General features: G+C 56.3%; 20 protein-coding genes. 12 read left to right on the top strand and 8 right to left on the bottom strand.

Features of this window, described 5'->3' with window-relative positions; translation table 11 throughout:
- From ACR1XU_RS22200 to ACR1XU_RS22165, 8 genes are all read right to left on the bottom strand, one after another.
- Positions 1–2,970 (bottom strand): efflux RND transporter permease subunit (locus ACR1XU_RS22200; protein ID WP_480908832.1); only part of this gene is annotated, 2,970 nt, incomplete at its 3' end.
- A complete protein-coding gene (locus tag ACR1XU_RS22195; protein WP_480908831.1) occupies positions 2,970–4,067 on the bottom strand; it encodes an efflux RND transporter periplasmic adaptor subunit in 1,098 nt (365 codons plus the stop codon). The genes ACR1XU_RS22195 and ACR1XU_RS22200, both read right to left, overlap by 1 nt.
- A gap of 584 nt (positions 4,068–4,651) precedes the next feature.
- On the bottom strand, positions 4,652–6,067 hold the full coding sequence (locus ACR1XU_RS22190; protein ID WP_480908830.1) for an FAD-binding oxidoreductase: 1,416 nt from the start codon (positions 6,065–6,067) through the stop codon (positions 4,652–4,654).
- Positions 6,068–6,176: 109 nt separating this feature from the next.
- Entirely contained in the window at positions 6,177–6,434 is a 258-nt protein-coding gene (locus tag ACR1XU_RS22185; protein ID WP_170617216.1) for a DUF4242 domain-containing protein, read from the bottom strand.
- A 26-nt stretch (positions 6,435–6,460) separates the two neighbouring features.
- Complete coding sequence (locus ACR1XU_RS22180) at positions 6,461–10,060, bottom strand: adenylate/guanylate cyclase domain-containing protein (RefSeq protein ID WP_480908829.1); 3,600 nt, start codon at positions 10,058–10,060, stop codon at positions 6,461–6,463.
- Between the two features lie 133 nt (positions 10,061–10,193).
- Positions 10,194–11,255 carry a YeeE/YedE family protein gene (locus tag ACR1XU_RS22175; RefSeq protein ID WP_480908828.1) on the bottom strand — a complete coding sequence of 354 codons (1,062 nt, stop codon included), beginning with the start codon at positions 11,253–11,255 and terminating at the stop codon, positions 10,194–10,196.
- Between the two features lie 43 nt (positions 11,256–11,298).
- Positions 11,299–11,607 carry a metalloregulator ArsR/SmtB family transcription factor gene (locus ACR1XU_RS22170; RefSeq protein ID WP_170617300.1) on the bottom strand — a complete coding sequence of 103 codons (309 nt, stop codon included), beginning with the start codon at positions 11,605–11,607 and terminating at the stop codon, positions 11,299–11,301.
- A 100-nt stretch (positions 11,608–11,707) separates the two neighbouring features.
- Entirely contained in the window at positions 11,708–12,082 is a 375-nt protein-coding gene (locus ACR1XU_RS22165) for a hypothetical protein (protein WP_480908827.1), read from the bottom strand.
- A gap of 80 nt (positions 12,083–12,162) precedes the next feature.
- Between ACR1XU_RS22165 and ACR1XU_RS22160 the strand changes: the two genes are divergently transcribed.
- The 12 genes from ACR1XU_RS22160 to ACR1XU_RS22105 all read left to right on the top strand — a co-directional run bounded on the left by ACR1XU_RS22160 (position 12,163) and on the right by ACR1XU_RS22105 (position 22,520).
- Positions 12,163–12,903, top strand: a complete 741-nt coding sequence (locus tag ACR1XU_RS22160) for a cytochrome c biogenesis CcdA family protein (RefSeq protein WP_480814028.1) — start codon at positions 12,163–12,165, stop codon at positions 12,901–12,903.
- Between the two features lie 14 nt (positions 12,904–12,917).
- Positions 12,918–13,496, top strand: coding sequence for a thioredoxin family protein (locus tag ACR1XU_RS22155; RefSeq protein ID WP_480908826.1), 579 nt, complete (start codon positions 12,918–12,920; stop codon positions 13,494–13,496).
- Between the two features lie 131 nt (positions 13,497–13,627).
- Positions 13,628–14,104, top strand: a complete 477-nt coding sequence (soxX, locus tag ACR1XU_RS22150; RefSeq protein ID WP_170617228.1) for a sulfur oxidation c-type cytochrome SoxX — start codon at positions 13,628–13,630, stop codon at positions 14,102–14,104.
- 46 nt (positions 14,105–14,150) lie between these two features.
- The gene (gene soxY, locus ACR1XU_RS22145; protein WP_170617230.1) at positions 14,151–14,567 is read left to right on the top strand and encodes a thiosulfate oxidation carrier protein SoxY; all 417 of its coding nucleotides are present in this window, start codon (positions 14,151–14,153) and stop codon (positions 14,565–14,567) included.
- A 34-nt stretch (positions 14,568–14,601) separates the two neighbouring features.
- On the top strand, positions 14,602–14,931 hold the full coding sequence (soxZ, locus tag ACR1XU_RS22140; RefSeq protein ID WP_170617232.1) for a thiosulfate oxidation carrier complex protein SoxZ: 330 nt from the start codon (positions 14,602–14,604) through the stop codon (positions 14,929–14,931).
- 70 nt (positions 14,932–15,001) lie between these two features.
- The gene (gene soxA / locus ACR1XU_RS22135) at positions 15,002–15,847 is read left to right on the top strand and encodes a sulfur oxidation c-type cytochrome SoxA (RefSeq protein WP_170807472.1); all 846 of its coding nucleotides are present in this window, start codon (positions 15,002–15,004) and stop codon (positions 15,845–15,847) included.
- Positions 15,848–15,934: 87 nt separating this feature from the next.
- Entirely contained in the window at positions 15,935–17,632 is a 1,698-nt protein-coding gene (gene soxB / locus ACR1XU_RS22130) for a thiosulfohydrolase SoxB (protein ID WP_480908825.1), read from the top strand.
- A gap of 64 nt (positions 17,633–17,696) precedes the next feature.
- Positions 17,697–18,968 (top strand): sulfite dehydrogenase, encoded by a 1,272-nt coding sequence (gene soxC / locus ACR1XU_RS22125; protein ID WP_480908824.1) that lies wholly within the window; start codon positions 17,697–17,699, stop codon positions 18,966–18,968.
- Entirely contained in the window at positions 18,952–20,010 is a 1,059-nt protein-coding gene (locus ACR1XU_RS22120) for a c-type cytochrome (RefSeq protein WP_480908823.1), read from the top strand. The genes soxC and ACR1XU_RS22120 overlap by 17 nt, the downstream gene beginning before the upstream one ends.
- Positions 20,011–20,066: 56 nt before the next feature.
- The gene (locus ACR1XU_RS22115; RefSeq protein ID WP_480714432.1) at positions 20,067–20,720 is read left to right on the top strand and encodes a c-type cytochrome; all 654 of its coding nucleotides are present in this window, start codon (positions 20,067–20,069) and stop codon (positions 20,718–20,720) included.
- Between the two features lie 24 nt (positions 20,721–20,744).
- Positions 20,745–22,007 (top strand): FCSD flavin-binding domain-containing protein, encoded by a 1,263-nt coding sequence (locus tag ACR1XU_RS22110; RefSeq protein WP_480908822.1) that lies wholly within the window; start codon positions 20,745–20,747, stop codon positions 22,005–22,007.
- Between the two features lie 78 nt (positions 22,008–22,085).
- Entirely contained in the window at positions 22,086–22,520 is a 435-nt protein-coding gene (locus tag ACR1XU_RS22105; protein WP_480908821.1) for a DUF302 domain-containing protein, read from the top strand.

Below are 22,520 nucleotides of genomic sequence, written 5' to 3'. Positions count from 1 at the left end.
AAACACGTCCGGCAGCAGCGGTATGACACCTAGAACCGTGGTTGCCGCGGCCAATACGACGGGGCGCAGTCTTGAGGCGCCGGCATTCAAAACGGCGTCGTATCCCGGTTGACCTTCAGCCAAGTTGTCGTTGATCTGATCGATCAGAACAATCGCATTCTTGATCATCATGCCAGCCAGGCTCATGCCGCCGAGCAACGCCACAAACCCGAAGGGTGTGTTCGTGAGAAGCAAGCTGGGGACGATGCCTATCAGCACAAAAGGCACGGTCAGAAAAATGACCAGCGGTCTGCGATACGAGTTGAACAGGCCAACAACGATAAGAGCCATGATCGAAAACGCGGGTATCATTCCGGGGATCAGGGACGCCTGAGCAGATACCGTGTCCTCGTACTCTCCGCCCCACTCCATGCTGTAGCCTTGCGGCAAGTCGGCCTCCAACGCGTCAAAATCGGCGATAACTGCGGCGCGATAGCTTGGCAGGGTAACGCTGTCGATGGGGTTGGCCTGAACGGTGAGAACTCGGCGCCGGTCGCGGCGATTGATCGTTGGGTCTTCCGGCTGGATATTCACGCCGCGCACGACCTGGGCCAACGGGACCGGTTCCACTGAAAACGGAGACTGCAGTTGCAGAAGTTCAAAGTTGTCCACGGCGGCCACATCTTCCGCGCCGGGCCGGACGATGATCGGCAGCAACTCATCGCCCTCGCGGTAGAGGCCAACCGAACGGCCGTCAAACGCGCGTTTCGTCGTGTTGCCAAGGTCTTCATACGTGATGCCCGTCCATCGTGCCCGGTCCTGGTCATAGTCAGGCACGGTCTTCAGGACCCTGTTGCGCCAATCGGTGCGTGCCACCTTCGTCCATTGATGCCGATCCAGTATCGCAACGGCCCGGTCACCGATTTCGCGCAGGGTTTCGGGATCGGCATCTGCCGGGCCGATGATACGGTTTTCAAACGCCCAGGTATTGCTGGGGCCCACACCAAACTGGCGCGTGAACGAGGTTGCCTCGGGCATATTCTCGGACATCCACAGCGAGATGGCTTTGGTCATCTCGGGAATGCCCCGGTAATCCTCGACGTTCACGATGACTTGCGCGTAGGACGGATTGGTCCCTTCGGGATCGACGGGCAAGTAGAAACGCGGCGGGCCTGCCCCGATAAAACTTGCGATACCAGTCACGCGGTCATCCATTTCCACCTGCTCTTCGATGCGTTTGATGGCTTCTGACACGGCTTCAATCCGCGTTCCCTCGGGCGCGTAATAATCGATCATGTACTTGGTCATCGAAGAGGTCGGGAAAAACAGTTGTGTAACCGAACCAAAGCCCACGCCTGCGATAACCAAAGCACCCAGGGCTACACCGATCGTCAGGTAGCGGACCCGGATCGCGGCGGCCAGAAAGCGACGGTAAACGGCGTAGAGACCGGTGTCAAAAGTCTCGCTGGCTCCGCCCTTTGGCTCGGGCAGCATGGCAACACACTGCAGTGGCGTGACCGTCATGGACAACAGCCAACTGACCAGCAGCGCAATCCCGACAACCGAGAAAAGTGTTCGGCAGTACTCTCCCGCGCTCTCGACAGATGCAAAGATCGGGTAGAAGGCCATCACGGCGACGAACGTGGCCCCAAGCAGGGACATGGCGGGGCGCGTTGCGGCGTCGATTGCGGCTTTCGCGCGATCCATGCCTTGCGACATCCGAACCATTGCGCCATCCGCCACGACGATTGAGTTGTCGACCATCATGCCCAGCGCAATGATCAGCGCGCCCAAGGACATGCGTTGAAGATCTATGCCCAGCATCGCCAGCGGAATGAAGGTGGCGAGTATCGTCAAGATCAACCCGCTGCCGATGATGATGCCCATCCGAACACCCATCGCCAGAGTCAAAACGACCAAGACAATCGCAACAGCCTGTCCGAGGCTGATCAGGAAGCTGCTGACTGCCAGATTCACGTCGTCGGACTGCCAATGAACCCGCTCAACCTCGATGCCCACAGGCAAGGCCGCGATCAGTTCAGACACTCTTGCATCTACAGCTTCTCCCACGCTGACGACGTTGACACCTGACTGGAAGGATATCGCCAATCCAATGGACGGAAGACCGTTATAGCGCATCATTGTGGTCGGTGGATCAGCGTAGCCTTCCCTGACCTCGACAACTTCACCCAGCCGGAGCAGTTCCGGGCCCCGACGTTGGCCGCTTTGAACCTGATCCAGACCGCTTGGCCGTACTACCAGATCTGCAATGTCCGTCGGGCTGGTGAATGTACCGCTTGGCGCAATCCGCATTCGGTAGTCGCCAATGTTCACCCGCCCCGCATCCACAATCGCGTTCTGCGTCTGCAAGGTGCTGAGAATGGTCTGAGCCGATACGCCCAGCGCAGCCAAAGCTTCTTCCCGTGTTTCCAGATAGATGACCCTGTCGCGCTCTCCCCACAGATCGACACGTCCGACTCCGTCGATCAATGAGAGTTCTCGCTTGAAGTCTTCGGCGAACCGGTCGAGTTCCTGGGCGGTAAACCCATCAGATGTCATGGCCAGCAGAAGCCCGAAGACATCACCGAAATCGTCGTTGATAGCAGGACGGCCTGCGCCAGGGGGCAGGTCTGTTTCCACGTCCCTGACTTTGCGGCGCAGCGTGTCCCAGATCTGGGGCAGTTCATCGGACCAGTAATTCGGACGGATCTCGACTTTGATCGTCGAAATGCCGGCCCGGCTTTCGCTCGAGATGTAGTCGATTTCCTTGATCTCTTGGAGCTTGAGTTCAATCCGTTCGGTGACTTCCTGCTCAACTTCTTCAGGGCTGGCACCGGGATAGGGGGTGGTTACAACTGCGGTCTTGATGGTGAATTCGGGGTCTTCCAACTGGCCAAGACTGAAGAACGCCGAAATGCCGCCCAACGTGAGCATGACGACCGTAAACCAAACAAACTTGGCGTTGCGGACAGCGAATGCGGCAAGGCCCATTATTCCGAATCCTCAGAAAGCAGCGACACCTTCTGGCCCTCTCGCAAAGAGTTCGCGCCGGCCGTAACGACCACGTCGCCGAACTCCAGTCCTTCGCTGACGGCGACCCCTTGCGACCGGGGTGTGCCAAGTGCAACCTTCCGTGCGGTCACGGTTTCCGAGGTTGCGTCAAACACCCAGACATGAGGGTCGGCTTCCCCTTCGGGCACAAAAACCGCGCTGGCAGGAACCGTGATCGCGTCAAATGGCTCGTGCCCTTCCTTTGGCTGACCGCTGACACGCCCTGCCATGCCCGGAAGAACAAGCGAGTCTTCTGGTTGCTCCATAATCAGCGTGACGGGGAAGGTTCGGGTGGTTGCAGAAGCTTCAGAACCAATCTCACTGATCTCGGCAGGCAGGATCACGTCCCCTAAAGCGTCAAAAGTAACGGTTATGTCCTCGATATGCGGGATCAGGGCGATGTATCGTTCGGGGATATCGATCACCACTTCGATGTGCTCCGCATCCAGAATGCGCAGAACCGGGCTTTGTGCCGCGACCTCTTCAAAATCCTCAATGTATTTTGCGACCACACGCCCATCGAATGGCGCAGTCAGGCTTGTATAGGTCAAATCCAAGGTGGCCCTGTCCAGCGCGCCCTGGACAGAATTGATTGCTGCCTGAGCTGATGTTTCACCCGCGACAAACCGATCAAGTGTCGCTTGCGCAGCAACGTCTTTTTCAACCAATGAACGCTGCCGGTCCGTTTGAAGCTTGGCGTTCTCGAACGTCGCCTGCGCGCTCTCAAGTTCTGCTGAAAGCCGATCGACCTCGGCCTGGTATGGGGCCGGGTCCAAGGCTGCGACAACGTCGCCCTTGGCCACCAGGTCGCCAACCTGAACGTCCACTCCGACCACGTTGCCCGGGACGCGAAATGCCAGGGACACCTCGCGCGCGGCTCTGGCTGTTCCAACAAAGTACCGGTCATGCAAACTGGACAGATCGGATATCTCGGTTGCCCTGACGGGACGGACGACCGTTTCGGCTGTTTCCTCTTCCTTCTCCCAGCACCCCGTAAGCGACAGGAGGGCAAACAACCAAACAGAAAATCTCTTCATTTCCCCCTCCCGTGCTGGCCGCTTTTCCTACCGTCGTCTTCGTGAAGGTGGGCCAACTTGAAAATCCAACGCTAAAAGCTGTTGGAATTGTACGCGCTTATGAAACAAAGTCAAAAATCGGAATTTGTTGGGCAGGTATCAAAAAGAAATCTGTACGCATCTTTCCAAAACCGAATTGGCGTCGTCGGATATGCTCGTTCAGAGAAAAGCGGATAAGTGTCATCCAAAGGTCTGGACAGCCTGCAATGGCTATTTAGACCCAGTGTGTAGTTTAGGCCCCCGAGAATGAGAGCGGCGGGCGCACTACTTTATTGATCACATGCGCGCTGCTCAGGTCGGGAAACGAGGGCCGGTTATGGTGAAGCTGGCGGAACGCTTCGATCAGCAAGACCGGCAGATATGCAATGCACAGTTCTCTCTTCGCCGCCTCATTCGGTTGATTTCGAAACCGGATTCGTATGGACCCTCAAGACGGCAATCAAGAGGTCCCTGCGGGCTTTTGGCACACCCAAGAGAGCATTTATGTGGTACCAAATCAGGTTACGGGTCTCTACTCAGCCCAACTTTGCAAGCACTGCATGGCCTCACCCGGGCAAGATGTTGTGATTGATCCTGAACAGATTATTTGGATCATAGTTGCCTTTGATCTTTGTTAGCTTCTCCCCATGCGCGCCGTACGCGCAAGTCATATGATCCGCTTCGTCCTCTGGCATGAAGTTCACATACGCGCTGCCAGTCGAATGTGGTCGCATCTGCTCATAAAGCCTGCGCGCCCATTCAATGCATTCTCCGTCCTTGCTGGGGTCTTCCCAGCGCGTGTGAACGTTCATGATGAAATGTGCCGATCTTTCCGGATACGCTGTCGCGCTGGATTCAACGCGGGCCATTGCGCCACCTACATGGGCAATGAAGACTTCGCACGCCGGGTCGGGAAGGCTGGAAATTGCCTCCAGCAGACCCGCTATCGCATCCGAGGATAGCGCATCGAAATCATGGCTTTTCCAATAGTTCCGGGCCCCGGGCGTCAACAAGGGGTCAAAGGCGGCTTGCCAGTCCACGAACTTGTGCGGTGATATGACATCGGCAATCGGTTCTCCGAGCGCACGTAAAGGTGACATCGCCTTTTCACCCTCGCCCATCGGTCCACTATAGCAAGCCGCAAAGATCAGCACTTCCCGCCCATGCCATTCCTCCGGCAGGAAAGGCAGAGGCGGTGCTTTGCGCATCACGCTCCAGACGGTCAGTTCATCAGGGGAATTGTCTGCAATGGCCGCAAATTGGGCAAGAAGCTCCGGCGCTTTTTCGATCGGATGTACGATCAGGCCTGACAGAATATCGGGTCCGAGGTCGTGCAACTGGAACTCGAAGGAAGTCACGACCCCGAAATTTCCACCCCCACCGCGGATGGCCCAGAAAAGCTCTGGGTGGCTCGTGGAAGAGGCCGTTACAATCGCGCCGTCTGCAGTCACGACTTCTGCCGAAAGCAGGTTGTCGATAGTCATGCCGAATTTCCGGGTGGTCCATCCAAAGCCGCCGCCCAAGGTCAGGCCTGCGATACCCGTGGTCGAGTTGATGCCAACGGGAACGGCAAGCCCATGAGCCTGAGTTTCGCGATCTACGTCGCCAAGCAGTGCACCTGGCGCAACCCGCGCAATCTTGTTGACCGGATCCACGTGTACAGACCGCATCTGGGACAGATCGAGCATTACGGTCTCGTCTGCGACAGCATGACCTGCAATCTGATGCCCACCGGACCGGACCGACATCATGAGGCCTGCGTCTCTGACAAAGTTCACTGCCTTCTGGACATCACTCGCCCCCATGGCGCGGATTACGAACCCAGGATAACGCTCGAACATACTGTTCCAGGTCGTCCTTGCGTCTTCATATTCCGAAGTTCCCTGCAGGTAGACACCGCCACGAAGTGAGGCATCCAGCGCGTCCAGCGCTTCCTGATCCACAGTTGCTGTGCTTCCGTCGAGTGTTTTCAGGTCATACATGCTTAGGCCTCCCCATTGTCAGGTCAGGCTTCTTGCACGGCTGCCTCATGTACTTATGAAGCCCTTCACGAAGGAGCTACGTTCTTTCAGGTAAAAGACCGGCTGACGGTCAGGCGAATATGCCCGGATCGATCTGATCCACAGGTGTTATGACATCGGCAGGAATGTTCAGGCGCTCGGCCGCCTTTCTGAGGCTCTCCTCATCAGGGGCTTCATACAGGCAGTATGTTTTGCGCTTGTCTGCGCTCAGGAACGAGAAAATCCACTCGACGCCGACCTCGTCATTGATTTGCTTGATGTGGATTTTGTCATCGTCGGTGACGTTCAGTTGCTCGGCGAATTGTCTTTCTATGATGTACCTTGGCATGATGCTCCCCCAAGCATGGTATGGCCTTAACTGGCTGTTCCTTCGAGCTTTGACCTTAAGGAAACCATACTCAATTTCTGCGAAATTGCCAACGCTTCCCCTTCCAGTTGAAACGCCAGCTTCAGATCACTCGCGCTACCCCGACGCCGCAGCGCGGATGCGTAGGCTGCCTTGCTATGCGCAATCCAGGGCGGGCATTTCATGTGCGTGTCTATTTCGATAGCCTTTTCGAACATCCTTTCGGCAATATCCCAGTCCTTCAGCAGCGCGGCCAGACTGCCAAGGCGTCTCGCAGCAGCCCCGGTGCAAACTGTGGTTGCCCCAGCGGTGATCGTCAGCTCTTCGTATGGGGCAAGCATGTCAAAGAGGGTCTTGGCATGCTTAAGGTTCTCAACGGCGACGCAAATGTCGGCAAGATAGGACAATGTGGTCGAATACATGGCATCCGGTGGAAGATCGAAGCCATTTTCTGCCATTTCGTTCAAAATGCGTTCGGCTGGTTCTGTATATCCCAACTCTGCCGCGATCAGGCCAAAGCCCGGTTTCCAGGAAATATCCTCGGGGCTGTCCGTCATCAGTTTTTTGATCACCGGCGCGACCTCGTGCAGACGGTTCTGTTCGCGGCGGATGGTGAACATCTGAACACCGAAGACACCTTCAACGTGTTCGCCGTGGGTCTTCCGACCTATCTGCACCGCCTCGGTTGCATGCTTTTCGGCCTGGTCAAAATCGCCGTCCATAATTGCAATCATGGCGCGTGCGTGTTTCTGAACCCAGTAGAGCTGCAGATGGTTTTCCTTTTCCGAGTTCTCCGCCAGCAATTCGAGCGATTTGTCCATCAGGTCTCGGTCGGCCATTTCGGCTCCGACAAACAGGCTGAGTGTCCAATTCCGGCCCTGATCAATACTTCCCAGGTTCTCGGCCACCCGATGCATGGCATCGAGGTTTTCACGCCAATGGCGTGCCTCTCTTCCTTTGCGCGCGACAAACGGCGCGCCAAAATGCATCATCATCACAGAGAACTGGGATTTGTAATCACCCAGTCTCGCGGCCAGTTCCATGGATTGCTGGCCAAAACGCACGCCCTCGGAAAGCTGGCCAGCAAACATGTGCGCGCGCGCAAGTTGGCTCATCAGCCTGCACCGGCGAACTTCGTCATGGTCGGGCAGGTCCTTCAGCGCGTTGTCACAAAGTTCAATTGCCTCGCTGTATTTCTCGCTCGACATCATGCACGAATCCGCAAAGTGGTTGGCCGCATCTGCAGCGAGCTCTACGTCACGTATGACACGGGCTGCGTCCGAAGCAGCTTTCAAGACCGCTATCCCCTCCGGTAACTGACCCAGGCTGTCATGGCTGCGACCGATCAATATTTTGCTCTTGATCGTTTCAGCACTGTTCTCAGGTCCGAGATTTTCCGCTGCCTTGAGTGTTTCCCGGGCGTTGACCATCGCCTCTTGACTAGCGGATCGCCCGAGGGCCATTTCAGTCGCAGTGCGCCATTTTTCGAACGCAGCGGGCCATTCTTCGGCCTCTGAAAGATGGCGGGCGACCAATTCGGGTCGGCGTTCAATCTCAGCAGATCGCATCTGCAGCAAAGCGCGCGCCACACCTGAGTGCTGCTGCCTTCGGGTAGAGCTCAACATAGACTGATAGGCAGTGTCACGAATAAGGGCATGTCGGAAAACGAAATGCCCACGATTATGCCCGCTTTCAAAGATCAGGCCGGTACGAGAAAGCTCTTCGAGACGCTTGATGATGTCGGCTTCATCTAGGCTCATTGCGGCACTCAATATGCTCGGCTCAAACTCTCGACCAATGACGGATCCCGTAAGCGCGACTTGTTTGGCCTCTGGTGAAACCGCATCGAGCCGCGCCATCAACGCACCTTTCAAAGACGACGGTATGTGGATTTGTCCCTGCTCTCCGGCTTCGACGATTGCGCGGGTCAGTTCCTCGACGAACAAGGGCACGCCATCCGTCTTCTCAACAATTGCGGCGATCAGCGCATCGTCCGGATCCTGACCGGTAATATTGCGAACCAGATTGAAGACATGAGCTGAATCAAACCGCCTCAGCAAGAGGGTCTGAACGTGCGAGGCTCCATCGTCACGGGCCATTTCCCAGCCCGGCCTGTGCGTTATCAACATCATCAGGGGAAGATCGGTGCAAATCGCTTTGAAACGCTCCAACAGGGCCTGCGTCGAAGGATCGATCCAATGAGCATCCTCAACGCACAGAATAACCGGGCGAACGCTTGACCGAACCTGAACCGCGTGGATCAAGGTTTGAATTGTTAGGTCGCGCTGCTCCTGCGGCGTCAAGTCGAGCACTTCTCGAGCGAGCGCGCTACGAGGCGCGACCAAGGCGGCGAAAACAGGCAAGACCTTCTCCCAGTCCAAGCCTTTTCTGCCCTCCAGCATCTTCCTGACATGGTCGAGGATCAGATTGTCATCAAAGTCAGGTTCAACATCCGCGTCCTGGGAAATTCGCTGCGTAACCGGGTGGAAAGGACTGCTGGTCAGATAAGGGGAACAGTTCAGTCTTATCACATCGGCTTCGTCAGTTGCGGCGACTTCTGCAAGGAATTCCTCTGTCAGGCGCGATTTTCCAATTCCGGCCTCGCCCGCCAGAAGGACAACCTCCCCATGACCGCTTTTGGCGCGTTGCCACGACTGCAAAAGGATCCCTTTTTCGTAATCCCTGCCAATCATGGCGCTGCCGGCGTCATTTCTGTGTGAAGCGCGAAAACGGCTCTCCGCGCTGCGCTCCGAAACTACTTTCAACAGAGTGCGTGGTTCTCTGAACCCCTTGAGTTCGGTTTGCCCAAGAGATTTGAACTCAAATATCTGATGCAAGGCTGCTTCGGTTTCTTCAACAGACAAGACGACTGAGTTTGGTTCTGCATATTCCTGCAACCGAGCCGCAAGATTGACGATCGGGCCGGTCATTGCGCCTTCTTCATAAGTGTTTTCTCCGACCGTGTCGCCGACCACCACATCACCACTCGCAACGCCCAGCCTGACCGACAAACGCTCGCCGTCCGGCGTTTTAAGTTCTTTGACCCGTCGAACAGCCTCAAGACCGGCCTTTACCGCGCGAACAGCGTGATCTTCATAGGCCGTTGGCCAGCCGAAGAACACCAGAAGGCCATCGCCCAGATATTTCGCGACGTAGCCGCCATATCGGCTTACCGCCCCTGCGACGGCATCCTGGTAATTCTGCAACAGACCCCGCATGTCTTCGGGATCCAGGCGATTGGTCAGTTCTGTCGAGCCAACCAGATCAGCAAACACGACTGTTAAATGTCGCCTCTCAGCGGCTGTTTGTGTTGTAGATCTTCTTTTCGATGGACTTCCACTTTCAGCCTCATCAGAAACAAATTCCTCATCCTTCTCATGGACTTGCCCGTCCGCTGACTGGGGTGAAGTAGGCAATTTCTGTTGGCCACCCAGTTCCCGAACCGCAGCGAGAATGATTTTTCGATGACCCAGGCTTACCCCAAGCTCCTTGAGGTCGTCGCTTGTCAACAATGGCAGAACGCGCGCATCGATATCGTTTTCCGCAAAAGCATCTGCGTACTGACTCAATCCGAGATCATTTAGCCACTTTTCAATTTCGACCGACATATCTGGATCATGATGAGGTATGAGGCGCTAATCAAGAAAACGCTATCAACACGAACTGATTATTGGCGAAAGAAACTCACCGACGTCAGGGAAACGGCGGGAAGTTGTTTCCGTTTGGCGTCGAATTAGGAACTCAACGTTCAGTCATAAAGGACAGCCCCGAGACGAGTTGCTTCAAACCAAGGGCTGCCCCAGCGAAGATCGCAGCGAATGTGACGGGCGCGCTGTAGGCAAGAAGTGAGAAGGCAGAGATGCCTTGTCCAACGCTGCATCCAACCGCGATGACCGCGCCCGGGCCCATGATGGCGGCACCCAGCATTTGCCGCTTGAGTTCACGTGGATCCTCGCACGCTTCCCATCGGAAATGGCCCTTGGACCAGGATCCAAGGAACGCTCCGATGAGAACACCTGAGACCGAACCGACAGCAAACGAAAGCGTGGTGCCGGATGCCGTCATCAGATAGAGTATCGTGTCACCCAGCGGCCTTGCGAATGTATGGGTCTGCACGGTCTCTGCGTCAAAGCCGTGAGCAGCAACCCAATGCGTTCCAAGCCAACCTGAGGCGACCGCCAGTCCTACGGCTGTGCCCCAAAATACCCGCGACGGGGTGCGGCGAAACCGTTCGTTTGCCAGAGCGAAACCCACCATGGCGGCGCCGACAAGCGTACCAATCAACCAGGCCGGAACAGAGGTCAAGCGCTCGGCCAGAAAGCTGATGCTCTGCGGCTGGCCAATATCCATTTCCACAGGAAATACCGAAACCCTGAGATACGCCAGGGGGCCCGACATTGCGACGTATGCTGACAGACCAAGGACAGATACGATTACGAATGATCGGAGGTCACCGCCCCCCAGCCTTGCCAATGCGCCGTAGCCACAGTTTCCACTGATGGCCATGCCGTAGCCGAACAGCAAACCCCCCACGATCGAGCCGATCGGGTTCCACGATTGCGCAAGATATGTCGTTTCGACGGGATCGAGCCAACCCAACGCCATAGCCGCGTGGCTACCGACAATGGCCACACCGATTGCAACGGCCCACATTCGCAGCCGCCCATCATCATCCGCGTAGAGGTAGTCCTCAATCGCGCCCAACGTGCAGAATCGGCCGATACGTGCCGCCAATCCCAACACTATCCCGCCGATCAAACCGATCAGGGCAACGGAATTGGCGTCTCCCAGCAATTCGAACATGGCCAGTCCCCTCCCAAAGCTGGCGGCCTTTCAGACAGGGTCTCTAGTTTTCCCTGCAGAAAAGATCGTAAACAACTTCGAGAATCTGTGTCGATCGGTCGTCAGCCAGTCTGTAGTAGATCGTTTTTCCTTCGCGCCGGGTTTTGACCAGACCTTCGAAGCGCAGGCGAGACAGTTGTTGAGAGACCGCAGCCTGCCGAGCCGATAGCATCTCCTCCATCTGGGTGACGGATTTTTCCCCCGAGGACAGATAGCACAGGATCATCAGACGCCCTTCGTGACTGATAGCCTTCAGGAAGTTTGATGCCGTCTGGGCATTTTCCATCATTCGGTCCAGATCTTCTGCACACATGTCCTTCGAGAACACAGGCAGTTTCGATGGTTTGTCCAACAAGAATGCCTCGCTGTCTTGGCTTCACGTATTCAAAACAGTTTATATAATTTGCCGCCAATTAGCCAGAGGTCTCAATCGGTATTCCTGCGTCACGAAGCAAAACACCCAACATGCCCCAGAAAAAGTCCTCGCCCGGGTAGCCTTCAATCCGGCCGACCTCGTGACCATTGTCCAACAAAACAAAGGTCGGCGTGTAGTAGAGGGGTTTAGTCAGAGAAATACCGTCTGGCAGTGCCGCGTGGATATCGACGCGCTGCAATGGTGCGGTATGTCCTTCGGGCGTTTTCGGGTAGATCTGAGAGATTTCGGAATCCCAACGGGCGCACCACATACACCCATCTTCCTCTGCCATCAGAAGTGTCATTTCGGCCCGTGAAGACACAGGGAAAACAAGCAATGTGATTGCCAGAACAAGCAAGAGTAAGTGACGCATCTCAAGCTCCGATTGACCGCAACGATATATCTTTACTATTTTGAATGTGTGAATAATAGCGCTTTGGGACGGGTTTGACCATGCTCGACATTACATTTGCAGGAGCTTTGGTCGCGGGGCTTTTATCCTTTCTCTCTCCCTGCATCCTGCCGATTGTGCCCTTCTACCTCAGCTATCTGGCGGGTGTCGGGATGGAGCAGATTTCAGCAGGTTCCGACATTTCGCCCGGCGTCCGTCGCAGGGCCACGTTATCTGCAATCGCATTTGCAGCCGGGATCATCACCGTATTCATGGCTCTCGGAGCGACGGCTTCGATTTTTGGGCAGTTGGTCCGAGAGTATTTCGACATTCTACGCTGGATCGCGGCGGCCATCATCATTGCAATGGGACTGCATTTCCTTGGGCTTGTCCGCATCGGGTTTCTGTATCGCCAGTTTCGCGCGGACATAGGCGAGACGTCGAATATAAGCCTGATCGGAGCCTACGTTCTTGGACTGGCCTTTGCTTTTGGCTGGACACCCTGCGTCGGACCGGTGCTTGCGGCAATCCTGTTTACGGCGGCAGGTACCGAGACGGCCTGGCGTGGTGCAATGCTTTTGTTCGTCTACGGTGCAGGAATGACCGCGCCGTTTGTTCTGGCGGCCTTTTTGGTTCGTCCGTTCATGCAATGGATGGCGCGGTTCAGGAAGCATTTGCCTTTGATCGAAAAGGCAATGGGCGGGATGCTGATTCTCTTCGGCGTGCTGATTGCAACCAACTCTATCAACCTCATCGCCCAGTGGATGCTGGACCATATGCCCTGGCTTGCGGCGATTGGCTAAGACAGGAGAAAGACATGAACCGAGTATTACTATTCCTGGCAGCATGCCTGTTGGGCGGGGCAGTTTCCGCGGCGGAACTGGGCGACGACGGCTTGCACAAAACGCCGTGGATGCGCGATACGTTCAAGGACCTCCGCGAGGACCTTGAAGAGGCTTCAAGCGAAGGTAAACGCCTGGTTTTATTCATTGAACAACAGGGCTGCATCTATTGCAAAAAGATGCATGAAGAGGTTTTCCCCCAGCCTGATCTGGCGTCGTTTATCGAAGACAACTTCTTTGTGGTCCAATTGGATTTGCATGGAAGCACCACCGCCACCGACTTTGACGGGGAAGAAAATGAGCAAAGAGCGCTGATGCGCAAGTGGGGGATTCTGTTCACCCCGACGCTTGTTTTTCTGCCGGAAGAGGTGCCCGAGGACGTCACAGCCATCAATGCGGCGGTTGCCGTCATGCCAGGCGCGTTCTCCAAAGGAACAACCCTGGATCTTTTTACTTGGGTCAATGAGAATCGATACGAACTTGATAATGGTGAAGATTTTCAACGATACCATGCGCGGCGCATTCAGGAGCGAAACAATATTTCGCAGGACTGAGCGATAGCGTTACAAATAAAAAAATTCATTTTGATGAATTTAATGTTGCGACGAACCCTGCCCGTCGACTACGGTACACCAAAGCTTTGGGCCGCAAAGCGCCATCGGCGCGGTAGCAAATGGGAGGGATCATGAAGCTGAGACTCTTAACTTTGGTCTGCGCAATGACAGGTGTCGCCGCTTATGCGGCAGGTACAGGCCCAAAAGACGTAGCCTATGATGATTATGGTGCAATCGAGGTCTCTCTGACCGGCGTTGCAGGTGATGCCGAAAACGGTGCGATCATCGTCGGAGACAAGTCAAAGGGCAACTGCGTGGCCTGCCACGCGGTTACGGCCTTGGCGGAAATTCCGTTTCATGGCGAAGTTGGACCGATGCTGGACGGAGCTGGTGATCGTTGGAGCGAAGCAGAACTTCGCGGTTTGGTCGCAAATGCCAAGATGACGTTTGAAGGAACGGTCATGCCAGCCTTCTACAAGGATGACGGCTATATTCGCCCCGGCGACGCCTATACCGGCAAAGCTCCGTCAGCGCCTTTGACGACGATCCTCACCGCGCAGGAGATCGAGGATGTGGTCGCATTTCTGGCGACCCTGAAAGAGGAATGATCACGCGTTAAGGCGTGAAATTGCGAGAATCCGAAGGAGATTGAAAATGGAACTTTCTCGTCGCGAGACTCTGGCCCTTGGCCTGAGCGCCGCGTTCCTGACACTGATGCCGCTCCGCGCCAATGCGGCCGCCGAAGATGCCATCGCGGCGTTTACCGGCGGGGCGGACATGGCGGACGGTGGTGTCACCCTTACGGCGCCGGAAATTGCCGAGAATGGCAATACTGTACCGATTGAAGTCAGTGCGCCGGGTGCTTCCGCAATTCTGATCGTGGCGGCAGGTAACCCCGAGCCGGGCGTTGCCACGTTCAATTTCGGCCCTCTGGCGGCCGAACAGGCTGCATCCACGCGCATCCGCCTAGCCGGAACGCAGGACGTCATTGCTGTGGCCAAGATGGCGGATGGCAGCTTTGCCAAGGCATCCGCGACCGTAAAAGTGACAATTGGCGGCTGCGGCGGCTGATCGCCACGCGCCCTGAAGAACAGGAGTTCAACCAATGGCATCCGGTGTAAAACCCCGCGTCAAGGTTCCCAAGACTGCCGCTGCTGGCGAAACGATCACGATCAAAACGCTTATCAGCCACAAAATGGAAAGCGGTCAGCGCAAAGACAAAGAAGGAAATGTCATCCCACGTTCGATAATAAACCGTTTCACCTGCGAGTTTAACGGTGAACTGGTCGTTGATGTGACGATGGAGCCGGCGATTTCGACAAACCCGTACTTCCAGTTCGAAGCAACTGTGCCCGAGGCCGGTGAGTTTGTCTTCACATGGTACGACGATGACGGTTCTGTCTACGACGAAAAGAAATCGATCGAGATCGCCTGACGGCTCGACCGCTAAGGCAGGTCAGCGCCGGATATGAGTTCTGGCGCTGGTCCACCAAGGGAGGAACGTAATGAAAAATAAGGCACTTACGGCGATTGTTGCAATTCTGGCTTTCCCAGTGGCGGCAGTGGCCGAACCAGACGGCGACAATCTCGTGATCAACGACGAGCTGGATATGATCTCGGTAACCGCGGCACCGGCGCATGTCGAAAACTTCGACAAGATCTATTCGGGGTGGCATTTCCGAACCGATGAAACCCAGGCGCTTCAAATCGACGATTTTGACAATCCGGCGATGATCTTTGTCGACCAGGCGGCGGACCTGTTCCAGGCGGCCGATGGTGCCGCTGGTGAAAGCTGTGCCTCGTGCCATGATGGCGTTGAGAGCTTCAAAGGGTTGCAGGCGTCCATGCCCAAGGTCGATGCCGAAAGCGGCAAGCTGATGGTCATGGAAGATCTGATCAACAAGTGTCGTACGGATCGCATGGAAGCCGATGCCTGGAAATGGTCCGGCGGCGACATGCAGGGTATGGTCGCGCTGATTGGTCTGCAGTCACGCGGGATGCCGATGAACGTCGCTATTGATGGCGATGCCGCCCCCTATTGGGAGCAGGGTAAGGAAATGTACTACACCCGCTATGGCCAGTTGGAACTGAGCTGCGCCAATTGTCATGAGGACAACTGGGGAAACATGATCCGGGCGGATCACCTGAGCCAGGGTATGATCAACGGATTTCCGACCTACCGCCTGAAACAGGCCAAGCTGATTTCGCGCCACAATCGTTTCCGTGGCTGTATTCGCGATACTCGGGCGGAAACCTTTGCCGAAGGATCGGATGAGTTCCGCGCGCTGGAGCTTTATGTTGCTTCACGTGGCAACGGGCTGTCGGTCGAAACTCCGGCCGTGCGCCAATAACACTGAACCCGCGCAAGAGATGTCTTGCGCGGGTTTTCGACTGATTAAACATTCACACATTTATATGTGAAATAGGAAAGCCGATAGATGATTTCGCGACGTGACTTCCTGCAGGTTTCAATGGCCGCTTCCGCGCTCTATGGGGCGTCCGGGTTTGGAAACTGGGCCAGACTTGCCGCGCAGCAAAGCCTGACGCAGGATCAACTGCTGGAGTTTGAGACCTTTGGCAATATCAGCCTGATCCATGTCACCGACATACACGCGCAACTCAAGCCGATCTATTTCCGCGAACCCGAAGTGAATCTTGGTATCGGCGACGCGCGTGGGCACATGCCGCATGTGACGGGTGCCGCGTTTCGCAAAGCCTATGGGATCGAGGATGGAAGCCCGTCTGCCTATGCGCTGACCTACAATGATTTCGCGGCGCTGGCGAAGACCTATGGCCGGGTCGGTGGTCTGGACCGGGTCTCGACAGTCATAAACGCTATCCGCGCTGACCGCCCTGATGCCCTGCTTCTGGACGGCGGCGATACGTGGCACGGCTCTTACACCTGCTACCAGACGGCCGGGCAGGACATGGTCAATGTCATGAACGCGCTGAAACCTGACGCGATGACATTCCATTGGGAATTCACCCTGGGCAGCGACAGAGTCAACGAAATCGTCGAAGGTTTGCCCTTTGCCGCCCTGGGCCAGAACATCTTTGACGCCGAATGGGACGAACCCGCCGAGCTGTTCCAACCCTACAAGTTCTTTGACCGGGGCGGCGCAAAGGTCGCCGTGATCGGGCAGGCATTCCCCTACATGCCAATCGCCAACCCTGGCTGGATGTTCCCGGAATACTCTTTCGGTATTCGGGACGAAAACATGCAGGCCATGGTCGACGAAGTGCGCGATGCCGGTGCCGATGTTGTCGTTGTCCTCAGCCACAATGGGTTCGACGTTGACAAAAAGATGGCCGCACGGGTGCAGGGGATCGACGTGATCCTCAGCGGTCACACCCATGATGCGTTGCCCGAGCCAGTTCTGGTTGGCAAGACCCACATCATCGCGTCGGGTTCGAATGGTAAATTCGTCAGCCGCGTGGACCTGGATGTGCGGGATGGCCAGATGATGAGGTTGAAGCACAAGCTGATCCCGATCTTCTCGGACGTTATCGCCCCAGATCCTGCCATTTCCGCCTTGATCAACGATCAACGGGCACCTTTCGAAACGGCATTGAGCGAGGTCATCGGTAAGACCGACTCGCTGCTTTACCGCCGGGGCAACTTTAACGGCACCTGGGATGATCTGATCTGCGATGCCCTGATCAACCAGCGCGAGGCGGACATCGCGATGTCGCCCGGCGTCCGTTGGGGGCCGTCGATCCTGCCGGGGCAGGACATTACCCGCGAAGACATCTGGAACGTCACCTCGATGTCCTATCCGAACGCGTATCGCACGGAAATGACGGGCGAATTCATCCACGTCATCCTCGAAGATGTCGGTGACAACCTGTTCAACCCAGATCCCTACTACCAGCAGGGCGGCGACATGGTGCGTGTCGGCGGGCTTGGCTACCGCATCGACGTAACCAAACCGCAAGGCCAGCGGATCAGTGAAATGACCCTGCTCAAGACCGGCGAGGCGATTGATCCGTCGAAAACCTACGTCGTGGCGGGTTGGGCCAGCGTCAACGAGGGCACCGAAGGCCCACCCATTTGGGATGTCGTCGAAAACCACATTCGCGGCCAGGGCACCGTGACCGTCGAGCCGAATACATCGGTCGATGTCATCGGCGCCTGAGGCCGCGGCCGGAACTTGCAACACATAAACAAAATTTGCTGATCGAGTAACGGAGGCAAACACGATGAGTGAAAACTCCAGAGAAAAGGCACCCTCCCGCCGCCAATTTCTAAGTGGCGCGGCCGCCGTTGGAGTAGGAGCAGTCGGCGCCGGAGCAGCGCGCGCTGCCGACCCCGACCGGCTGATTACTCAGGTTCAGGAATGGGCACAGGCCACTGGTGAGGGCGTGGATGCAACACCCTACGGGTTGCCGATCCAGTTTGAAGACGACGTCGTGCGCCGCAATGTCGAGTGGCTGACCGCCGACACGATCAGTTCGATAAACTTCACACCGATCCACGCGTTGGACGGTACAATCACGCCGCAGGGTTGCGCGTTCGAAAGGCATCATTCAGGCGCCATCGAACTGAGCAAGGCGGACTACCGCCTGATGATCAACGGGTTGGTCGATACACCCCTTGTGTTCACCTACGAAGACCTTGAACGCTTCCCGCGAGAGAACAGCGTTTATTTCTGCGAGTGCGCTGCAAATACAGGTATGGAGTGGGCCGGTGCGCAACTGAATGGTGCGCAGTTCACCCATGGAATGATCCACAATATGGAATATTCCGGCGTATCGCTTCGCACCCTGCTGGAAGAGGCCGGCGTGAAGCCCGAAGGCAAGTGGGTTTACGTTGAAGGGGCGGATGCATCCTCGAACGGGCGCTCGATCCCGCTGGAAAAGGCCATGGACGACGTGCTCGTGGCCTTCAAGGCCAATGGCGAGGCGTTGCGCAAGGAACATGGCTATCCGGTTCGCCTGGTCGTCCCCGGTTGGGAAGGCAACATGTGGGTCAAATGGCTGCGCCGTGTCGAGGTCACGGAAATGGCGATTGAGAGCCGCGAGGAGACTTCGAAATACACCGACACGCTGGAAGACGGCACATCCCGCAAATGGACCTGGGTCATGGACGCCAAGTCCGTTGTAACGTCGCCCAGTCCACAGGCTCCGATCAAGCACGGACCGGGACCCTTGGTGATCACGGGGTTGGCCTGGTCTGGAAGAGGCTCGATCACGGGTGTCGACGTTTCCGTGGACGGGGGCAAGAACTGGATTCCGGCCCGACTGGCAGCGCCCGGTACGGACAAGGCGCTGACCCGCTTTTATCTGGACTACAACTGGGACGGGTCCGAAATGCTTCTGCAGGCCCGCGCGAAGGATTCCACAGGCTATGTCCAGCCAAGCAAGGCCCAACTGCGTGAAGTGCGCGGCGAGAATTCAATTTACCACAACAATTGCATCCAGACCTGGTGGATCAAAGAGACCGGAGAGGCGGAAAATGTCGAAGTATCCTGAGCTATTAACCGCCTCTGCCCTTGCTTTATGTTTGGCCGTACCGGCTCATGCCGAAAAATTCGGGCTTGGACGGCCAGCACTGTCAGAAGAGATTGCGGCGTGGGATCTGGACGTCGCTCCGGACGGAACCGGGTTGCCGGAGGGTTCTGGTGACGTCTTCACCGGAGAAGAGGTCTTTGCCGAGCAATGCGCGATCTGCCACGGCGATTTCGCGGAAGGCGTGGACAACTGGCCCAAACTGGCGGGCGGCGAAGGCACACTGGCCGACAAGGACCCTCTGAAAACAGTCGGGTCCTATTGGCCCTATCTTTCGACGGTCTGGGACTATGTGAACCGGTCCATGCCCTTCGGAAACGCACAGTCGCTGGAAACGGATGATGTCTATGCGATGGTGGCCTATATCCTTTATTCCAATGACATCGTCGATGACGAGTTTACTCTGTCGCACGAGAATTTCCTCGAAGTCGAAATGCCGAATGCAGGCGGTTTCATCGTGGATGATCGTGAAACCGCTGAGGCCCATTTCTGGACCAGCAAACCTTGCATGACCGATTGCAAGGAAAGCGTGGAAATCACGATGCGCGCGGCTGTTTTGGATGTTACGCCTGAAGAAACCGCAGCAAAGGCGACCGAGGCGCAGCCTTCGGTTCAGGAAGCATCGGTGGAGGTCGAAGAGAAACCGGCGGAAGCTACAGCAGTAGAACAAACCGCCGCACTTGATCCCGAGATGATCGAAAGCGGAAAGAAAGTTTTCAAGAAGTGCCAATCCTGTCATCAGGTCGGTGAAAGTGCCAAGCACCGGACGGGCCCGGCCTTGAATGGGATTATCGGAGCAAATGCCGGTGCTGTCGAAGGGTTCAAATACTCCAAGGCAATGAAGGCGGCCGCCGATGACGGCCTCGTCTGGACTGACGAAGAAATGGCGGCGTTTCTGGCAAAGCCCAAAGCCTACATGAAGGGGACGCGAATGTCTTTCGCGGGACTTAAGAAAGAGGACGATATCCAGGCGGTCATTGTCTATCTCAAGTCGTTCGGAGGCTGACCATGGGGTGGCCGAAGGTACTGAGTTGTGCTGCGGTCTTGGGTGGTCTTGCACCTATGGCAAGCGCAACCGAGGACCTGGGCGATGCGGACGCCGGGAAAGCTGTGTTCGCGCAGTGTAAAGGCTGCCACGAGGTCGGTGACGGGGCTGAAAACAAGATCGGTCCACATCTGAACGGTATCTTCGGCCGCAAGGCCGCCGGGCTGGATGGCTTCAACTATTCGAAAAGCCTGAAACGTGCAGGAAATTCGGGCCTGGAATGGCACGCGGACACCCTGTCGGCTTACATCGAAAACCCACGTGCCTTTGCGTCAGGAACACGGATGAGTTTTCGCGGTTTGAAGACCGCAGAAGACCGGGCCAACGTCATCGCATATCTTCGGGCGTTTTCGGACAACCCCCGGGATATTCCCGAAGCGGATCCAACGGCTAAAAGTACCGATCGCTCGGTCGACCCGGCAATTCTGGCGATCCAGGGTGATCCTGATTATGGCGCATATCTCAGCAGCGAATGTACGACATGCCATCAGATCGAAGGGGCCGACGATGGCATTCCTTCGATCGTGTATTGGCCTGATGAGGACTTCGTGGTTGCCATGCACGCATACAAGCAAAAGCAGCGGCCCCATCCGGTCATGCAAATGATCGCCGGACGGCTAAGCAACGACGAGATCGCGGCCTTGGCCGCCTATTTCAACAATCCAGAATAAAAGTGACTAAGGGGAGGAAACGCGATGACAATCAATAGACGAGCATTTCTTGGAACCGCCGGGGCAATTGCCGCCGGGCTGTCCGCTCCGATGGTACTGGCGCAAGGCAAGCCACGTGTCGTGGTTGTTGGCGGCGGCGCCGGTGGGGCAACCGCTGCACGCTACATTGCCAAGGATAGCAAAGGCGAAATCGATGTAACTCTGATCGAGCCGTCCAGAACGTACTACACCTGTTTCTTCTCGAACCTTTATTTGGGAGGGTTTCAGGAGCTTTCGGATATTGCACACAGCTACGGCACGCTGGCCGCGGACTATGGCATCAACGTGGTTCATGATTGGGCGGTTGGCGTGGATCGCGACGCAAAGACCGTGTCCCTGGCGGGGGGTGGATCCGTCCCGTATGACAAGCTGATCCTGAGCCCGGGTATCGATTTCGTCGATGGCGCGGTCGAGGGTTGGGATATCTCCGCACAAAACAAGATGCCGCACGCATATAAGGCCGGTTCCCAGACCGAACTCCTGAAAGCGCAGGTAATGGCAATGCCCGAAGGCGGGATCTTTGCAATGGTCGCCCCGCCGAATCCCTACCGTTGCCCTCCCGGGCCGTACGAGCGCGTTTCAATGGTCGCGCATGTTTTGAAGGCGAACAATCCGACAGCAAAAATTATCGTAGCTGATCCGAAACCGAAGTTTTCCAAGATGTCACTGTTTCAGGAAGGCTGGGCAAACCACTACGAAGGGACGGTAGACTGGATCGGTGAAGACTTCGGCGGCGGCAACGTCTCGGTGAATCCGGACGCGATGACTGTGACCATCGACGGTGAAGTGACCAAGGTCGATGTCTGCAATGTGATCCCGGCGATGAAAGCGGGGCGCATCGCGGAAATGGCGGGTGTGACCGACGGCAACTGGGCACCTGTCAATGCGGCGGACATGTCCTCGAAAGCCGACCCCGACATTTATGTCCTTGGTGATGCCAGCCAGCAGGGCGACATGCCGAAATCCGGTTTCTCGGCCAACAGTCAGGCGAAGGTTTGTGCAAATGCCGTACGAGGCGCGCTGACCGGGTCGAAAGTGTTTCCGGCCAAGTTTTCGAACACGTGCTGGTCGCTCATCGATGCAGATGACGGGGTCAAGGTCGGTGCCACGTACGAAGCGACGCCCGAGAAGATCGCCAAGGTGGATGGTTTCATCAGTCAGACAGGCGAAAACGCAGACCTTCGGAAAGCAACCTACGAAGAGTCGCTTGGTTGGTACGCGGGTATCACCTCGGACATGTTTGGCTAAAGGACTGGGGGTTTGACCGGTGTCAAAGCCCCTGAAGCACAACCTGAGAAAATGCGGTTCACGAGGAGGATCACGATCATGAAACACTTTATCGCTACGGCCGCGCTTTCCGCTGTCTTGGCAAGCCAGGCGCTTGCGGAAGCGATCATAACCACTCCCTTCGACGGAAGCTTTGACGATGCAACCTTCGCCGTGGAGTCCGCGATCGTGGGACAGGGACTGGTCATCGACTATGTCAGCCATGTCGGTGAAATGCTGAACCGAACAGGCACTGACGTCGGCAGCGACAAACAGATTTTTTCGGCCGCAGATATCTTCATCTTCTGTTCAGCAAAGATCTCGCGTGAGGTAATGGAAGCCGACCCAATGAATATCGGCTACTGCCCCTACGGAATTTTTGTGGCCGAGAACGATAGCGGCGTGATGGTAGGATACCGAAGCTATCCTGACGGTCCGATGCAAAAGGTCCAGACCCTGTTGTCCGAGATCGTCGAAGAGGCCGTTGGAAACTGA

Source organism: Ruegeria sp. D1(2025), from assembly GCF_056536425.1.
This window is presented reverse-complemented; position numbering and strand designations above follow the sequence as displayed.

What these genes read in the sequence shown, in the direction of transcription:
- ACR1XU_RS22195 (WP_480908831.1), bottom strand. Translation starts at nt 4,067, where the DNA reads ATGAAGAGATTTTCTGTTTGGTTGTTTGCCCTCCTGTCGCTTACGGGG.
- ACR1XU_RS22190 (WP_480908830.1), bottom strand. Translation starts at nt 6,067, where the DNA reads ATGTATGACCTGAAAACACTCGACGGAAGCACAGCAACTGTGGATCAG.
- ACR1XU_RS22185 (WP_170617216.1), bottom strand. Translation starts at nt 6,434, where the DNA reads ATGCCAAGGTACATCATAGAAAGACAATTCGCCGAGCAACTGAACGTC.
- ACR1XU_RS22180 (WP_480908829.1), bottom strand. Translation starts at nt 10,060, where the DNA reads ATGTCGGTCGAAATTGAAAAGTGGCTAAATGATCTCGGATTGAGTCAG.
- ACR1XU_RS22175 (WP_480908828.1), bottom strand. Translation starts at nt 11,255, where the DNA reads ATGTTCGAATTGCTGGGAGACGCCAATTCCGTTGCCCTGATCGGTTTG.
- ACR1XU_RS22170 (WP_170617300.1), bottom strand. Translation starts at nt 11,607, where the DNA reads ATGTGTGCAGAAGATCTGGACCGAATGATGGAAAATGCCCAGACGGCA.
- ACR1XU_RS22165 (WP_480908827.1), bottom strand. Translation starts at nt 12,082, where the DNA reads ATGCGTCACTTACTCTTGCTTGTTCTGGCAATCACATTGCTTGTTTTC.
- ACR1XU_RS22160 (WP_480814028.1), top strand. Translation starts at nt 12,163, where the DNA reads ATGCTCGACATTACATTTGCAGGAGCTTTGGTCGCGGGGCTTTTATCC.
- ACR1XU_RS22155 (WP_480908826.1), top strand. Translation starts at nt 12,918, where the DNA reads ATGAACCGAGTATTACTATTCCTGGCAGCATGCCTGTTGGGCGGGGCA.
- soxX (WP_170617228.1), top strand. Translation starts at nt 13,628, where the DNA reads ATGAAGCTGAGACTCTTAACTTTGGTCTGCGCAATGACAGGTGTCGCC.
- soxY (WP_170617230.1), top strand. Translation starts at nt 14,151, where the DNA reads ATGGAACTTTCTCGTCGCGAGACTCTGGCCCTTGGCCTGAGCGCCGCG.
- soxZ (WP_170617232.1), top strand. Translation starts at nt 14,602, where the DNA reads ATGGCATCCGGTGTAAAACCCCGCGTCAAGGTTCCCAAGACTGCCGCT.
- soxA (WP_170807472.1), top strand. Translation starts at nt 15,002, where the DNA reads ATGAAAAATAAGGCACTTACGGCGATTGTTGCAATTCTGGCTTTCCCA.
- soxB (WP_480908825.1), top strand. Translation starts at nt 15,935, where the DNA reads ATGATTTCGCGACGTGACTTCCTGCAGGTTTCAATGGCCGCTTCCGCG.
- soxC (WP_480908824.1), top strand. Translation starts at nt 17,697, where the DNA reads ATGAGTGAAAACTCCAGAGAAAAGGCACCCTCCCGCCGCCAATTTCTA.
- ACR1XU_RS22120 (WP_480908823.1), top strand. Translation starts at nt 18,952, where the DNA reads ATGTCGAAGTATCCTGAGCTATTAACCGCCTCTGCCCTTGCTTTATGT.
- ACR1XU_RS22115 (WP_480714432.1), top strand. Translation starts at nt 20,067, where the DNA reads ATGGCAAGCGCAACCGAGGACCTGGGCGATGCGGACGCCGGGAAAGCT.
- ACR1XU_RS22110 (WP_480908822.1), top strand. Translation starts at nt 20,745, where the DNA reads ATGACAATCAATAGACGAGCATTTCTTGGAACCGCCGGGGCAATTGCC.
- ACR1XU_RS22105 (WP_480908821.1), top strand. Translation starts at nt 22,086, where the DNA reads ATGAAACACTTTATCGCTACGGCCGCGCTTTCCGCTGTCTTGGCAAGC.